Source organism: Dactylosporangium roseum (assembly GCF_025264685.1).
GTDB lineage: Bacteria > Actinomycetota > Actinomycetes > Mycobacteriales > Micromonosporaceae > Dactylosporangium > Dactylosporangium roseum.
In genome coordinates, this window is record NZ_CP073721.1 from 1,453,158 (window position 1) to 1,467,794 (window position 14,637).

Genomic DNA, 14,637 nt, shown 5'->3' on the forward strand with positions numbered 1-14,637 from the left:
TGTGGCACCCCGGGTGCCGCAACCCTTCGCGATCCTGACGGTCGGGTCAGGCGGCCAGGCCCAGGGTCTGAGCGGCGGCTCGGCCGTTGGCGTGGCTGGCGCCCCACGTGGTGATGAACGCCTGCGCCTTGGCCGGGCGCCACGACGACGGCCAGCCCATCTCCACCACCGTCACCGCGTGGGTCTCGGCCAAGTCCTCGACCAGTGCGCGGGCGCCCGGCAGGCGGTGGACGTTGCGGCCCACGACGACGATCGGACGGGCGCCGGCCCGGGCGCGGAGCTGGGCGGCGTCGGCCTGGTCGGCCACCACCCGGACCTGCTCGGTGCCGTTGACGTGCGGGCCCAGGCCCCACGGGACACGGCCGGCGGCGATCGAGGACTCCGACTCCAACTGGACGATCAACGGGGGCGTGCCCGCGTCCAGTTTGCCCTCGACGCGCACCGCGCCCAGGGCGGCCGGGTAGCCGACGCCGGGCTCCTCGCGGTCGGTGCGGTCGCCCTGGCGGGTCCACTCCGCCAGGGCGGTGACCCGGGCCACGGCCTCCTCCAGGCGCGCCACCGGCAGGCGGCCGTCGCGGACCGCGGCCACGATCTCGTCGGCGCAGGCCAGGGTGAGCGCCTCGTCCACGTCGGCGCCGACGCAGAGCAGATCGGCGCCCGCCGACAGGGCCAGGACCGCGCCGGCGGGGACGCTGCCGGCATGCCGGGCGGCGCCGAGCATCTCCAGCGCGTCGGTGACCACGACACCGTCGAAGCCGAGGTCGCCGCGCAGCAGGTCGACGAGGACCGCACGGCTGAACGTGGCCGGGGCGTCGCCGGTCAGGGCCGGCACCCGGATGTGGGCGGTCATGATCGACTTGATGCCGGCCTCGATCGCGGCGACGAAGGGCGGCAGCTCCCGGCCACGCAGGACCGACAGGTCGATGTCGACCGTCGGCAGCTCCAGGTGCGAGTCGGCGAGGGTCGCGCCGTGGCCGGGGAAGTGCTTGGCGCAGGCCGCGACCCCGGCGCTCTGGAGGCCGAGGACGGCGGCGGCGGCGTGCGCGGCGACGGCCTGCGGGTCGGCGCCGAAGCTGCGGGTGCCGATGATCGGATTGTCGTCGGCGGTGTTCACGTCGACGGTCGGCGCGAGGTTGAGATTGAGCCCCAGCTCGTCCAGCTCGGCGCCGATCGTGCGGTAGACACGGCGGGTGATGGCGGGGTCGCCGAGGACGCCGAGGGCGGCATTGCCGGGATACGGGCTGCCGGAGCGATGGGCGAGCCGGGTGACGTCGCCGCCCTCCTCGTCGATGCCGATGAGGACGCCGTCGCGGGCGGCGTGCAGGCTCGCGTTCAGTGCGGCGAGCTGGTCGCGGTCCACGATGTTGAACCCGAACAGGACATGCCCGGCCAGCCCCTCGGCGAGCAGGTCCACGGCCCAGCGTGGAGCCTGCTCTCCCCGGAAGGCGCTCAGCAGCGTGCCCAGGGCCAGCCTGCGGAGTCCGGGATCAGTCGACACGGTATCCCCCCTCGGCGCCGACGAATGCCGCACACTCGTCTGATGCGCTATCCACGATCGTAAGAGCTTCCTGGCCAGTTGTGGGTAGGCCGAGTGGGTGATCCGACCGTACGCTTTCACATTAGGTTGCCTGTGGCAGGTTAATAGGAAAGTTTACTAAAAGCTAGGGGTGTTCGTCGCGATGAGTTCCGCCCGATTGCCCGGCACCCCCAGGTTGCTGCGTGCCCTCAACGACCGTGCCGCTCTCGAGCTGCTCCTGAGCCGCGGACCGCTGACCCGGGCGCAGCTCGGCGAGCTCACCGGGTTGTCCAAGGTCACCGCGTCGCAGTTGGTGGAGCGGCTGGAGGAGCGCGGCCTCGTGACGCGTGTCGGCGAGCAGGCCGGTGGCCGTGGCCCCAACGCGCAGATGTACGCCGTGGTGCCGGAGATCGCGTACGTCGTCGGTGTCGAGGCCGGCCCGCAGCACGTGGTCGCCGCAGTGGCGGACATCACGGGCAACATCGTCGGTCGCACCGACGTCTCGATCGGCGACGGGGTGGAAGACCCCGTCAAGGTCGTCCACGCCGCGGTCGTCGAGGCCGCGAGCGCCGCGGGCGCCCCGACCGACCGCATCCGCCGGATCGTCCTGGGCACGCCGGGCCTCGTCGACCCGAAGAGCGGCGAGATCACCTTCGCCTGGGACCTGCCGCGCTGGCACCGTGGGCTGTTGCCCGCGCTGAAGGAGGACCTCGGCCGGCCGGTCCTGTTCGAGAACGACGTGAACCTGGCCGCGATCGCCGAGCAGCACAGCGGCGCCGCCGTCGGGGTGAAGGACTTCGTGCTCGTCTGGCTGGACCGCGGCGTCGGCACGGCGGTCGTCCTGGACGGACGCCTGCACCGCGGCAGTGTCGGTGCGGCGGGTGAGATCGGATACCTGCCGGTCGCCGGCACGCAGGTGAGCCGCGACGTGTCCCGCCGGGCGAAGAGCGGGTTCCGCACCCTGGCCGACGCGGCGGCGGTCAAGGCGATCGCCAGGACGCACGGCTTCAAGGCCGCCGGGGCCGCCGACGCGATCCGGTCCGCGATCGCCGCCGGCACGGCGGGCAGCCCGTTTCTCGACGAGTTGGCCCGGCGCATCTCGCTGGGTGTCGCGTCGGTCGGCCTGGTCCTGGATCCGGAGCTGGTGGTGCTGGCCGGTGACGTCGGCCAGGCGGGCGGCGCCGACCTGGCCCAGCGGGTCCAGAACGAGGTGGCCGCCATCGCGGTGGTGTCGCCGCGGGTGGTGGCCACGGAGGTCGAGTCGGAGCCGGTCCTCCACGGCGCGATCCTGACCGCCCTGGACACGGTCCGCGAGGAGGTGTTCGGCTCGACGGCGTGACGGCGTGACGGCCGCCGAGCCGGAGCGGCGTGGTCGCCGAGCCGGGTGGCGTGGAGATGCGAGCGGCGCGGCCGCCGAGCCGGGCGAAGGCCGATCAGTTGGCGTCGCGGCGGCGCATGCTGACGAACGCACCCGCCAGTACCGCCGCCAGCGCCAGCGCGATGATCAGGCCACCCTGCTGCCAGCTCCCGGAGAAGCCGGCCTCCGGGACGCAGCCTCGCAGGCGGCAATCGGCGGTGTCCACCTCGAAGGTGTAGCTCTTGGTGAGCCAGGCCGACACGTAACTCGACAGCCGGTACTTCTCCGAGTAGTCCGTGCCGATCAGCCCGAAGATGATGATCGACCCGAGCTCGTAGATCAGCAGGTAGGCGACGCCGACGCCGAGGGCCGTCGACGTGTGCCGGCCGATCGAGGCGATGGCGAACCCGAGCGCCGTGCCCGCGGCGGCCAGCAGGACGACCCGCGCGCCGGTCAGGAGCAGCGACACCACGTCCGAACCCGACAGATGGCTGACGGTGTCCGAGCCGGCGGACACGGCCAGGAACGCGCCGGTCCAGACGGCCAGGTACACCACCGAGACGGCCGCCACCCCGGTACACGCGGCGATGAGTTTGGCGGCCAGGACCGACGCCCGGCGCGGGACCCACAGCAGCAGGTTGACCATGCCGCCCGAGCTCCACTCCACGCCCACGAACGAGGCGCCCAGCACGAACCCGGCCACGGCCAGCACGATCGCCGCGGTGTAGTACAGGTCGGGCCACTGGCGGTGGAACGAGAAGCCGTAGTCGAGCATCATGTCGGCGGTGGGGCGCGGGCCGTAGTCGCAGCCGCGCGGGAACTCCTGGCCCGGCTCCGGCTGCTTGAGGCCGCTCTGCACCTTTTCGCACGTCTCGACGTTGCGGTCGTAGACGGCGGCGGCGCCGGCGGCGCGCTCGGTGGCGGTGGCCACCTCGCCGGCCGTGGGGGTGCTGCGGGTCAGCGTGAAACCGAACGTGAGGAACGCCAGCAGCGTGCCGATGAGCACGAGCGTGACGACCGTGACCCGGCGACTGAACAGCCGCGTCCACTCAGCGGTCAGCAATTCGGTCATGCGTCCTCCGCTGCGCTCCGGACCCGCCTGACCTCCGGACTGCCTGACCTCCGGGCTGGGCCCATGATGACCGGCCCCTCCGCTGCGCTCCGGACCGGTCATGCCGGCCGGCCGTGTTCCATGACGTGCCCCGTCGGACCGTCCACGACGTCCTCCGGTCCGGGCCAGTCGGAGTTGTCCACCGGGCGGAACTGGCCGCGCCGCGGGCCGCCGCCGGTCAGGCTCAGGAACGCGTCCTCCAACTGCGCCACCGGCGTCAGCTCGCGCACCCAGAAGTCGTGGAGGCCGAGTGCCCGCGTCACCCATGCCGCGTCGGCCAGGTCGCGCACGACGATGTGATCGCCCGCCACGGTCACGTCGGCGCCCGCGTCGGCGAGGAGCCGCGCGGCGCGGTGGTGGTCGTCGACCCGCACCCGATACGTGCCGCGGTCGGCGACCGCGAGCACCTCGGACACCGGTCCGGCGGCGACGGTACGCCCGCGCGAGATGATCGTCACCGAGTCGCAGACCTGCTGGATCTCGGCCAGGATGTGGCTGGAGATCACGATGGTCATGCCCCGGTCGGCCTGCTCGCGCAGCAGGTCGCGCATCTCGCGGATGCCCGCCGGGTCGAGGCCGTTGTTCGGCTCGTCGAGGATCAGCAACTCGGGGTCCTTCAGCAGCGCCGACGCCACGGCCAGCCGCTGTCGCATGCCCAGCGAGTAGGACTTGACCTGGTCCTCCGCGCGGTCGGTGAGCCCCACGTGGTCGAGGACGACGCCGATCCGGTGCTTCGGCACGCCGCCGGCCTTCGCCAGCAGTGCGAGGGTTTTGTACGCCGTGAAGTTGCCGAAGAACGCCGGCGCCTCCACGATCGCGCCGACCCGCGACGCGACCGCCGGCAACGCCCGTGGCACGGGCCGGCCGAGAATCCGCATGGTCCCGGCGTCGGGGCGCAGGAGCCCGAGCAGCGTCTTGAGCGCGGTGCTCTTGCCGGAGCCGTTCGGGCCGAGGAAGCCGTGGATCTCACCCTGCGCCACGACCATGTCGAGGCGGTCGAGCGCGACCCGCGGCTTGCCGAACAGGCTCTGGTAGGTCTTCACAAGACCTTCGATTTCCAGCGCGGCAGTCATCCCCGCGCACGATACGGGTTCCGCCGACCGTGTGGGGGGCAGGCTCGGACATCGGCTCGGCCCGTGGTTGGATTGGCACGTGTCAGATGACCTTGTCATCGCCGTGGATCGGGCGACCGTCACCCGCAACCGCACCGACCTCGTCCGGTCGGTCGACTGGCAGGTCGAGCTCGACGAGCGGTGGGTGGTGCTCGGGCCCAACGGCGCCGGCAAGACCACGCTGCTCAACCTGGCCGGTGCGCGCGTCTATCCCTCGCGCGGCTCGGTCACGGTGCTGGGGGAGCGGCTCGGCCGCACCAACGTCAACGAGCTCAAGACCCGGCTCGGCTTCACCTCCAACGGGCTGGCCCTGCCGCCGGACGAGACGGCCCTCGACGTGGTGCTCACGGCGTCGTGGGCGGTGGTCGGCCGGTTCACCGAGCGTTACGACGACGTCGACGTGGCACGGGCGCGGAGCCTGCTGGAGCAGTTCGGCGTCGGCGCGCTCGCCGACCGGCTCTACGGCACGCTGTCGGAGGGCGAGCGCAAGCGGGTGCAGATCGCCCGGTCGCTGATGGCCGACCCCGAGCTGCTGCTGCTCGACGAGCCGGCGGCGGGCCTGGACCTCGGCGCCCGTGAGGATCTCGTGCGCCGGCTCGGCACCCTGGCCGCCGACCCCGACGCGCCGGCGATCGTGCTCGTCACGCACCACGTCGAGGAGATCCCGCCCGGGTTCACGCACGCGCTGCTGATGCGAGCCGGCGGCGTGGTCGCCCAGGGCCTGCTCAGAGATACCGTCACCGCGGAGAATCTCTCGAAGACCTTCGGCCTGCGGCTGCGACTGTCCACAATCGACGGCCGGTATCACGCACAGGCGGCCTGACGGCTCCGCCGATTCTTCGGTACGGTTCGATGAACCGAAACGGAGGATCGTTTGGCAGAGCCGGAAGTCGAGGCACCGCCGGAGCCGAGGCGGGTCCACCGGACCAGGCTGGTCCGGCTGGTGGCGTGGATCGTGGTCCTGGTCGCCGTCGTGGTCGTGGCGGTCGTCGTGGTCGTCGACGTCGGGCCGCCGTCCGAGGCGGAGCTGCGCCGCCAGGCCGTCGGCGGCAAGAGCGAGCTGCTCATCGGTGTGAAGGACGACACGCCCGGCGTGAGCCTGCGTGACCCGGCGACGGGGGAATACACGGGGTTCGACATCGACATCGCCTACCTCGTCGCCGGTGATCTCGGCTTCCGCCCCGACCAGGTGCGATTCCTGTCGATCGAGACCGAGGACCGGTCCCGCATGCAGGCCCGCGGCGTCGACGGCCGGTTCGTGACCGTCGATCTCGTGGTGGCGAGCTTCAGCATGACCAAGGAGCGGGCCGAGCAGCCGGGCGTGCGGTTCGCCGGGCCGTACCTGAGCACCCAGCAGTCGGTCGTCACGCTGACCGGGCACAAGGGTGTCAGCAGCCTCGAAGACCTGCGCGGCGAGAAGGTCTGCACGCTCGCGACCTCGACGTCGAGCAACGCGGCGAAGGCCGCCGGCGTCACCTTCTCCGGCAAGAACGAGATCAGCGACTGCGTCGCCGGGCTCAAGGCCGGCGAGTTCGACGCGGTGACCACCGACGCCGCGATCCTCGCCGGGTTCGTCGCCGACGACCAGGGCAAGACGCTCGTCCACCACGACGTCGGGCTGGTCGACGACGAGCTGTGGGGCATCAACTGTGGCGACGACGATGCCATGCAGACGCTGGTCAACCTCATCCTGTACCGCTCCGCGCACGACCCGGCGGACCGCCGCTGGGAGGAGGCGTACGACCGTCACCTGCGCAGCGAGCAGCGGTGGAGTCCCAACCAGCAGGTCGCGATCGACCACCAGCCCGCGATCCGCCGGCCGGACGTGCGTCGCTGGCCGTGGGAGCGCAGTTGACCGACCGGCAGTGGCTGCTGCCCTTGCTGCCGGCGTTCCCGCTGGTGCTGCTGGTGCTGCGGCTGTGGTACCTGAGCCGCCAGAACCTCGAGACGATGCTGCTCCTGGTGCAGTACGTCAGCCCGCTCGGCCTGCTGAGCACGCTGACGATCGCGCTGCTCTGGGTCTTCCCGGCGACGATCCTGCTCACCCGGGCCCTCGGCGCGCTGCTGCTCGTCAGCGACCCGCACCGGGCCGCCCGGTCGCGGCTGGCCCGTGTCGCCGGGCGCATCCCCGACTGGGTGGTCGTCGTCGCCGTCGTCGTCGGCGCGCTCACCTGGCAACTGCGGTTCCTGCCCACGCTGGTGATGGCCACCCTGTCGATCCTCGGCCTGGTGATCCGCCAGCGGGTCGCCAACGTCGGCGCCTACGCCGCCGCGACGGGTGTGGTGCTGCCGTTCGTCGTGGCCCTGCTGGAGTACACCTCCTTCGGCCCGGCGATCGTCGACGCGATCCGGGAGGGCGAGGCGGTGACCGTACTGCTGCTGGCACTGCCGCCGGCGGCGACGCCGCTGCTGACCGGGCCGGTGCCCGCCCGGGCGGCCCAGGCCGTCACCCACTGGCCGGCCGGGTGCGCCGCGTTCGCCGCCCCGTTCCTGATCGGCGTGATCTTCCTGCGGGCGCCGATCCTGCCGACGGTCGCGATGGAGGTCGACGACGGCGTGCTCGTCGGCTCCGTCATCACCGTCGACGACCGGATGACCACCGTGATCGACACCGGCGGCGCGGTTCGGTTCGTGCTGAACGACCACGTGCGGTCGAAGACCCTGTGCGACGCGGGCGACCGGCCACCGGCCAGCCGGGTCACCGTCCACGGCTGGTCGGTCGAGCGGACCGCACTGTCCTGGATCGCCCCGGCCCGGCGGCCGGCGGCCATCGACCCGCGATGCGAGGGCCGGGCTACTTCCCGGTGAAGGTCGGCTTCCGCTTCTCCACGAACGCGGCCATGCCCTCGACCTTGTCCTGCGTGGCGAAGAGCGCGGCGAACAGCTCGCTCTCCCACCGCAGGCCGGACGCCAGATCCAGGTCAAGGCCGCCGTCGACGGCCAGCTTCGCCGCGCGCAGCGCCAGGGCGGGGCCGTCGACGAACCGGCGCGCCATCTCCACCGCGGTGTCGTAGACGGCCTCAGCCGGTACGACCCGATCCACCAGCCCGATCGAAAGGGCCTCGTCCGCCTTGACGAACCGTCCCGTCATGACGAGGTCCTTGGCGCGCGCCGGGCCGATGAGGCGGGCGAGGCGCTGCGTGCCGCCCGCGCCGGGGATGATGCCGAGTGTGATCTCCGGCTGGCCGAGCGTCGCGTCCTCGGCCACGACCCGCCAGTCCGCGGTCAGCGCCAGCTCGCAGCCGCCGCCGAGCGCATAGCCGTTGATCGCGGCGACGACCGGCTTCGGGATGCGGGCGACGGCGTCGAACGCGCTGGTGAGCGCGCTCGCCCGTGCGGCCATCGCCGCGTAACCCATGCCGGCCATCTCCTTGATGTCGGCACCGGCGGCGAACACCTTCGGTCCCCCGTAGAGGATGATCGCGCGAACCGACTCGTTGTCGGTCGCCTCGCGCGCCGCCTCCCGCAACTCCTCCTGGACCTGGATGTTGAGCGCGTTCATCGGCGGGCGGTCCAGCCGGATCGTGCCGATGCCATCGGCGATTTCCAATTGAACCAGTGCGCCGGCCTTCTCCGCCACCATGTGTCTCCTCAACGTCGTTGTCGTTGTCCGCAGCGTATTCCGCCGTACCCTGTGAGGTGCGATGGCCACCACCTATTACCGCGACAACGTGGTGCACGTCAGTTCCGGCGGTGTGCGGGTCGATGACGTCTGGTATCCGCTGGAGACCCTGACGTACATCTGGCACCGGCGGACCGGACGGCTGCGCCACGGTGGCTACATGCTGTTGACCCGCGGCCTCGGGGTGCTGGTGGTCCTCGGCCTGCTCGCCGGCGGGGGCATCCTGGCGCGGCGGATCGACTTCAGCGGCGAGCAGAAGACGATGTACATCGCCGGCGGCATCCTCGGCGTGCTCGTCATCGGCGGGATCGTCGCGTTCAGCGTCGAGGGCCTGCTCGACCTGCTCGACCGGGCGCACGACCACGGCAAGGGCGTCCACGAGATCTGGGTCCGCACCAGCGACGGCGAGACGATGATCTACTCGACGACGGACGCGCCGAAGTTCGGCCAGATCTACCGCGCCCTCCAACGTGCCGTGGAGCAGGCACCGTAGTTCTAGACTCGCCCGCATGGTGGCCTTGGGTGTCGACTTCGGCACGTCGCACACCGTGGCCGTCGCGCGGTGGCCGGACGGGCGGGTCCGTCCGCTGCTCTTCGACGGCTCGCCGCTGCTGCCGTCCGCCGTCTTCTGCGAGCCCGGCGACGCCGACCTTGTGGTCGGGCGTGACGCACTCCACAGCGCCCGGCGGGAGCCGTCGCTGTTCGAGCCCAACCCCAAGCGCCGCATCGACGACGGGTCCGTGCTGCTCGGCGAGCGCGACGTCACCGTGCACGCCCTGCTGACCGCGGTCTTCCAGCGGGTCCTCGCCGAGTTCACCCGCACCGCCGGTGGCGCGCCGACGGCCGTGACGGTGACCCACCCCGCCGGTTGGGCCGCCACCCGGCGGAAGGTGCTCAAGGACGCGGCGCGAGCCGCCGGTCTCACCGGCGCCGTCCTCGTGCCCGAGCCGGTGGCCGCCGCGACGTACTTCGTGCGGGTCCTGCGCCACATGGTGCCGGTCGGCTCCGCCGTCGTCGTCTACGACCTGGGCGCCGGCACGTTCGACGGCAGCGTCGTCGCGCGGACGGCGGAAGGCTTCGAGGTGCGCGCCGTCGGCGGCCGCGACGACCTCGGCGGCCTCGACTTCGACGAGGCCGTGCTCACCCTGATCGGGCGTTCCTGCCCGGCCGCGGACCGGCAGCGGCTCACGGCGCCGTCGACGGTCGAGGAGGCGCGTGCCGCCCGGCTCCTGCGCGAAGAGGCCAGGGAGGCGAAGGAGCGGCTGTCGCGGACCTCCGCCGTGACCGTCCTGGTGCCGCTGCTGGACGTGGACGTCCAGCTCACCCGCGACGAGTTCGAGGCGGCCGCGCGGCCGCTGGTGGAGCGCTCGGTGCGAGTGCTGACGGAGACGGTACGGCTGTCGAAGGTCGCCTCCGACCGCATCGCCGGCATCTTCCTCGTCGGCGGGGCGAGCCAGATGCCGCTGGTGGCGACCGAGCTGCACCGGGCGTTCGGGCGGGCGCCGGTGATGATCGAGCAGCCCGAGCTGGTGGTCGCCGAGGGCAGCGTGCTGGTCGGCCCGGCGGTGCGCCCGCGGTCCGCCAAGCCGTCGACCGAGATCGTCCCGGCCAGCCCGGCGCCGGTGCTGCCGCCGCGTTCGCCGGCTGGTCCGGCGCCCGGGTCGCCGGTGCCGCCGCCGGTCAGTCCCGGGCCCGCGGGGGTCGTGCCGCACAGCCCGCCGTCCCCGCGGCGGCGGCCGGTGTCGCCGGCGGCCGTGCCGATGACGCGGCCGGGTCCACCGTTCGTGCCGGTACCGCAGCCGATCCGGGTCGTCTACCCGCCGCCGCAGGTGGTGTATGTCCCGCAGTACGTGCTGCCGCCCGTCCCGCCTCCTCCACGCCGCCGGCCGCCGTGGAGCATCCGCTGGCCGGCGCGGTTCATGACGCTGTACGCCGTGCTGCTGTTCATCTTCGTCGCGCTCGCGTTGCTCGTGCAGGTGGTCGAGCCGGAGACCAGGGACCAGGCCGAGTGGCGCCAGTTGCGGGGTGATGCCCTGCAACTGGCGATCGCGGGCGCGATCCTGGCGTCGCTGCTGATCCACGCCGCCCGCCGGCTCCGGCGGGGGACGAACGGGCACCTGTGGTATCCGCTGCTGCTCTGCGGCACGCTCGGCGTCGGCGCGGTGGTCACCGGGCTGGGCCACCGGTCGGCGGAGGCACTCGGTGCCGTGTTCCTGGCCTCGACGGTGTTCCTGCTGCTGCCGACCGCTCGGGCCTGGGTGCGCAAGCCCCCGCGCGCCCCCGAACCGGACACCTCCGAGGGCACGGAGAGCTAGTGCGCGCCGCCTAGACTTCCAGGCATGCCTACGCCTGGGATCCGGCTCGGTGTCGACTTCGGCACCTCGAACACCGTCGCGGTGGTGCGGTGGCCGGACGGGCGTTCGCGCCCCCTGCTCTTCGAGGGCTCGCCGCTGCTGCCGTCGGCCGTCTACGCCGAGCCCGCCGGTCAGATCGTCGTCGGCCGGGACGCGGTGCATAGCGCGCGCCTGGAGCCGGCCCGCTTCGAGCCCAACCCGAAGCGCCGCATCGACGAGGGCACCGTGCTGCTCGGCGACCGCGAGGTGGCGGTCAACGACCTCATCGCCGCGGTGCTGCGCCGCGTGCGGGACGAGTGGACGCGTACCGTCGGAGGTGAGGCTCCCGACGTCACCGTGACGTTCCCGGCGTCGTGGGGCGCGACCCGCCGGCTGTCGATCGCCGACGCCGCGGCCGCCGCCGGGCTCGGCCGGGTGCGGCTGGTGCCCGAGCCGGTGGCCGCCGCGGCGTACTTCACCCAGGTCCTCGGTCACGAGGTGCCGGTCGGCTCGGTGGTCGTGGTGCACGACTTCGGCGCCGGCACGTTCGACGCGTCGGTGGTGGCGCGCACCGCGGGCGGCTTCGAGGTGCTCGCCGTCGACGGCCGTGACGACATCGGCGGCATCGACGTCGACAACGCGATCGTCGCCCACATCGGGTCGATCTGCCGGCCGCAGGACCCGGCGGCGTGGCAGCGGCTGATGAGCCCGGCGACGGTCGAGGACCGCCGGCACCGCCGCATGCTCTGGGACGATGTCCGGGTCGCGAAGGAGCGGCTGTCCCGCCAGCCGTCCGCCGACCTGACCGTCCCGCTGCTCAACGTGGACGTCCACCTGACCCGTGAGGAGCTGGAGCGCCTGGCCCAGCCGCTGCTGGAGCAGACGGTCCGCGTCACCCAGGGCGTGATGCGCTGGGCCCAGTTGAGCGAGGACAGCATCGCCGGCGTCTTCCTGGTGGGTGGCTCCAGCCGGATGCCCCTCGTGGCGACCCTGCTCCACCGCGCCCTCGGTGCCGCCCCGGTGGTGATCGAGCAGCCCGAGCTCGTGGTCGCCGAGGGCAGCATGCTCGCCGGCTCGACAGCGATCCCCGCCGCCGCGGCGCCCGCCCCGGGCCCGGCGACCGGCGTGTTCCCTCGGGTGCCGGGCTTCGACTGGCAGCAGCCCGCCCCTACGTCCGGCCCGCCGGCGGGTGCGTTCGGCCCGGCGGGCGCCGCCGGCCCGGGCGGGGTGGGCGCGGTCGACGGGTTGTTGTGGCCCGATCTGGGCTCGATCAACGGCGACGCGCCGGTTTCCGCCGCCCCGATGTCCGGCATCCCGGCCTCCGGGCCGCCGGCCGGTCATCCCACGTCCGGGCCGCCGGCCGGGTATCCGACCTCCGGGCCGCCGGCCGGAGGGCCGCTCGCCGGTGCGGGGCCGGTCTTCGCGCCGCCGGGGAACCCGCGCGGGCCGGCCGGCGGCGCCAGGTCCGGGACCTACACGGCCGGGCAGGTGCCGGGGCCGCCGCCGGGGAGCAACCGGCCGGTCTCCGCGCCGCCGCAGCGGCCGACCGGTGCCGGGCGGGTCTTCGTCTCCGGCGGGGCCGGTCCCGCGCCGAAGGCGGAGCCCGCGACCCGCTACGACGAATACGGCAAGTCAGTCCGCCCCGATGAGGCTCCGCCGCTGCCGCGATCGGGGCCCGCCCGGCAGGCCACCCCGAGCCGTCCGCGACCGGTCGAGGGCGAGCGCCGGCGGGGCCCCTTCGCCCGCGCCGTGCTCACCCTGTTCACGCTCCTGCTGCTCGTGCTCACGCCGGTCGCCGCGGGATACGTCTCGTACTACCTGACGACCGATCGCTGGCCGCCGCCGGTGCGGGGCTGGCTGGGCGACGACACGAGCCCCTGAACTCCGAGGGTCCGTCCGTAGGGCGGCGGCGCCCTGCTGACGAACCCTCTTGTGAGTAGCATTCGCGTATGACGCAGATCGACGGGCACGGCGGAGACCTGGCACTGGCCGCATTGCGGAGCTTCGGGGTCGACGAGATGTTCACCCTCTCCGGCGGGCACGTCTTCCCGCTGTACGACGCGGCGAAGAAGGCCGGCGTGCGCATCGTCGACGTGCGGCACGAGCAGTCGGCGGTGTTCGCCGCCGAGGCCGTCGCCAAGCTGCGGCGCCGCCCGGGGCTCGCGGTCCTCACCGCCGGACCCGGGGTCACCAACGGCGTCTCCGGGCTGACCAGCGCGATGTTCAACGGCGCGCCGATCGTCGTGCTCGGCGGCCGCGCGCCGCAGTTCCGCTGGGGTTCCGGCAGTCTCCAGGAGATGGACCACCTGCCGATCGTGCGGGCGGTCACCAAACACGCGGAGACGATCTTCGCGACCGACGAGGTCTACGCCCGGATGCAGGCGGCGGCACTGACCGCCCTCACCCCGCACCGCGGACCGGTCTTCGTCGACCTGCCGCTCGAGGTGGTGTTCTCGACCGCGGACGGCGTCGAGGCGACGCGGGCACAGCCCGTACCAACGCTGGAACCGGATCCCGACGAGGTGCACAAGGCCGCCAGCATGCTCGGCGCGGCCGAGCGGCCGGTGATCATCGCCGGATCCGACGTCTGGGCCGGTGACGCGACCGCCGCGGTGCGGGAGGCCGCCGAAGCGTTGCGGATCCCGGTCTTCGCCAACGGGATGGGTCGCGGCTCCCTGCCGCCGGACCACCCGCTCGCCTTCGCCCGTGCCCGGAAGGCCGCGTTCGGCGGTGCCGACGTGATCGCCGTGATCGGCACACCGCTCGACTTCCGGCTCGGCTTCGGCGACTTCGGCGGCGCCCGGGTCATCCACGTCACCGACGCCCCGTCGCAGAAGGCCGGCCACGTCACCCCCGCCGCGGCGCCCACCGGCGACCTCCGGCTGATCCTGTCGGCGTTCGCGAGCCACAGCGGATCCGTCGCCGACCACGAGGGCTGGATCGAGACGCTGCGCGCCGCGGAGAACAAGGCCAAAGCCAAGGAGGTCGAGGCCCTGGAGGCCGACACCGACCCGATCAAGCCCAGCCGAGTGTACGGCGAGCTGCGCAAGGTCCTGGCCGAGGACGCCGTGACGATCGGCGACGGCGGCGACTTCGTCTCCTACGCCGGCAAATACCTCGAGCCGGCCCGGCCGGGCACCTGGCTCGACCCGGGCCCGTACGGCTGCCTCGGCACCGGCATGGGGTATGCGATGGGCGCCCGGATCACGTATCCGGACCGGCAGATCTGCGTGCTGATGGGCGACGGCGCGGCCGGCTTCTCGCTGATGGACGTGGAGTCGCTGGTGCGGCAGGACCTGCCGGTGGTCATCGTGGTCGGCAACAACGGCATCTGGGGCCTGGAGAAGCATCCCATGCGGATGATGTACGGCTACGACGTCGCCGCCGATCTCCAGCCGGGCCTGCGCTACGACGACGTGGTGAAGGCCCTGGGCGGCGCCGGCGAGACGGTCGAGAAGCCGGGTGACCTGGCGGCTGCCCTGGGCCGGGCGTTCGACTCCGGCGTGCCGTATCTGGTGAACGTCCTGACGGATCCGGAGGACGCCTACCCGCGGTCCTCGACCCTCGCCTGACCCGCCACCCCCCT

At 73.0% G+C, this 14,637-nt stretch carries 12 protein-coding genes; 8 read left to right on the plus strand and 4 right to left on the minus strand.

The features are described 5' to 3' along the window. Nucleotides 1-46: 46 nt before the first annotated feature. Nucleotides 47-1,498, minus strand: a complete 1,452-nt coding sequence (locus tag Drose_RS07525) for a glycoside hydrolase family 3 protein (protein ID WP_260727467.1) — start codon at nucleotides 1,496-1,498, stop codon at nucleotides 47-49. A gap of 181 nt (nucleotides 1,499-1,679) precedes the next feature. On the opposite strand from Drose_RS07525, the gene Drose_RS07530 reads away from it, so the two are divergent. Further along, nucleotides 1,680-2,855: an ROK family transcriptional regulator gene (locus tag Drose_RS07530; protein ID WP_260727468.1), complete on the plus strand. Its 1,176-nt coding sequence runs from the start codon at nucleotides 1,680-1,682 to the stop codon at nucleotides 2,853-2,855. Between the two features lie 94 nt (nucleotides 2,856-2,949). Here Drose_RS07530 and Drose_RS07535 read toward each other — a convergent pair whose 3' ends face one another. After that, nucleotides 2,950-3,945, minus strand: a complete 996-nt coding sequence (locus Drose_RS07535) for an ABC transporter permease (protein ID WP_260727469.1) — start codon at nucleotides 3,943-3,945, stop codon at nucleotides 2,950-2,952. A 98-nt stretch (nucleotides 3,946-4,043) separates the two neighbouring features. Beyond that, nucleotides 4,044-5,057: an ABC transporter ATP-binding protein gene (locus Drose_RS07540; RefSeq protein WP_260727470.1), complete on the minus strand. Its 1,014-nt coding sequence runs from the start codon at nucleotides 5,055-5,057 to the stop codon at nucleotides 4,044-4,046. A gap of 31 nt (nucleotides 5,058-5,088) precedes the next feature. Between Drose_RS07540 and Drose_RS07545 the strand changes: the two genes are divergently transcribed. From Drose_RS07545 to Drose_RS07555, 3 genes are read left to right on the plus strand one after another with little or no spacing between them, the layout of a single operon-like run. Next, nucleotides 5,089-5,919, plus strand: coding sequence for an ABC transporter ATP-binding protein (locus tag Drose_RS07545; protein WP_260727471.1), 831 nt, complete (start codon nucleotides 5,089-5,091; stop codon nucleotides 5,917-5,919). A 51-nt stretch (nucleotides 5,920-5,970) separates the two neighbouring features. After that, nucleotides 5,971-6,951 carry a transporter substrate-binding domain-containing protein gene (locus Drose_RS07550; RefSeq protein ID WP_260727472.1) on the plus strand — a complete coding sequence of 327 codons (981 nt, stop codon included), beginning with the start codon at nucleotides 5,971-5,973 and terminating at the stop codon, nucleotides 6,949-6,951. Continuing rightward, nucleotides 6,948-7,904: a hypothetical protein gene (locus Drose_RS07555; RefSeq protein WP_260727473.1), complete on the plus strand. Its 957-nt coding sequence runs from the start codon at nucleotides 6,948-6,950 to the stop codon at nucleotides 7,902-7,904. The genes Drose_RS07550 and Drose_RS07555 overlap by 4 nt, the downstream gene beginning before the upstream one ends. On the opposite strand, the gene Drose_RS07560 is transcribed toward Drose_RS07555, so the two are convergent. Beyond that, nucleotides 7,891-8,679: an enoyl-CoA hydratase/isomerase family protein gene (locus Drose_RS07560; protein ID WP_260727474.1), complete on the minus strand. Its 789-nt coding sequence runs from the start codon at nucleotides 8,677-8,679 to the stop codon at nucleotides 7,891-7,893. The genes Drose_RS07555 and Drose_RS07560 overlap by 14 nt on opposite strands. A gap of 61 nt (nucleotides 8,680-8,740) precedes the next feature. On the opposite strand from Drose_RS07560, the gene Drose_RS07565 reads away from it, so the two are divergent. The 4 genes from Drose_RS07565 (at nucleotide 8,741) to Drose_RS07580 (ending at nucleotide 14,623) form a co-directional block, all read left to right on the plus strand. After that, nucleotides 8,741-9,211, plus strand: coding sequence for a DUF6232 family protein (locus Drose_RS07565; protein WP_260727475.1), 471 nt, complete (start codon nucleotides 8,741-8,743; stop codon nucleotides 9,209-9,211). Nucleotides 9,212-9,227: 16 nt separating this feature from the next. Next, complete coding sequence (locus Drose_RS07570) at nucleotides 9,228-11,033, plus strand: Hsp70 family protein (protein WP_260727476.1); 1,806 nt, start codon at nucleotides 9,228-9,230, stop codon at nucleotides 11,031-11,033. A 24-nt stretch (nucleotides 11,034-11,057) separates the two neighbouring features. After that, nucleotides 11,058-12,932, plus strand: a complete 1,875-nt coding sequence (locus Drose_RS07575) for an Hsp70 family protein (protein ID WP_260727477.1) — start codon at nucleotides 11,058-11,060, stop codon at nucleotides 12,930-12,932. A 68-nt stretch (nucleotides 12,933-13,000) separates the two neighbouring features. After that, complete coding sequence (locus Drose_RS07580; RefSeq protein WP_260727478.1) at nucleotides 13,001-14,623, plus strand: acetolactate synthase; 1,623 nt, start codon at nucleotides 13,001-13,003, stop codon at nucleotides 14,621-14,623. Nucleotides 14,624-14,637: the final 14 nt, after the last annotated feature.

Excerpts from the sequence above, each read along its gene's own strand:
- Drose_RS07530 (WP_260727468.1), top strand. The coding sequence starts at position 1,680 with ATGAGTTCCGCCCGATTGCCCGGCACCCCCAGGTTGCTGCGTGCCCTC.
- Drose_RS07535 (WP_260727469.1), bottom strand. The coding sequence starts at position 3,945 with ATGACCGAATTGCTGACCGCTGAGTGGACGCGGCTGTTCAGTCGCCGG.
- Drose_RS07540 (WP_260727470.1), bottom strand. The coding sequence starts at position 5,057 with ATGACTGCCGCGCTGGAAATCGAAGGTCTTGTGAAGACCTACCAGAGC.
- Drose_RS07560 (WP_260727474.1), bottom strand. The coding sequence starts at position 8,679 with ATGGTGGCGGAGAAGGCCGGCGCACTGGTTCAATTGGAAATCGCCGAT.
- Drose_RS07565 (WP_260727475.1), top strand. The coding sequence starts at position 8,741 with ATGGCCACCACCTATTACCGCGACAACGTGGTGCACGTCAGTTCCGGC.
- Drose_RS07570 (WP_260727476.1), top strand. The coding sequence starts at position 9,228 with ATGGTGGCCTTGGGTGTCGACTTCGGCACGTCGCACACCGTGGCCGTC.
- Drose_RS07575 (WP_260727477.1), top strand. The coding sequence starts at position 11,058 with ATGCCTACGCCTGGGATCCGGCTCGGTGTCGACTTCGGCACCTCGAAC.
- Drose_RS07580 (WP_260727478.1), top strand. The coding sequence starts at position 13,001 with ATGACGCAGATCGACGGGCACGGCGGAGACCTGGCACTGGCCGCATTG.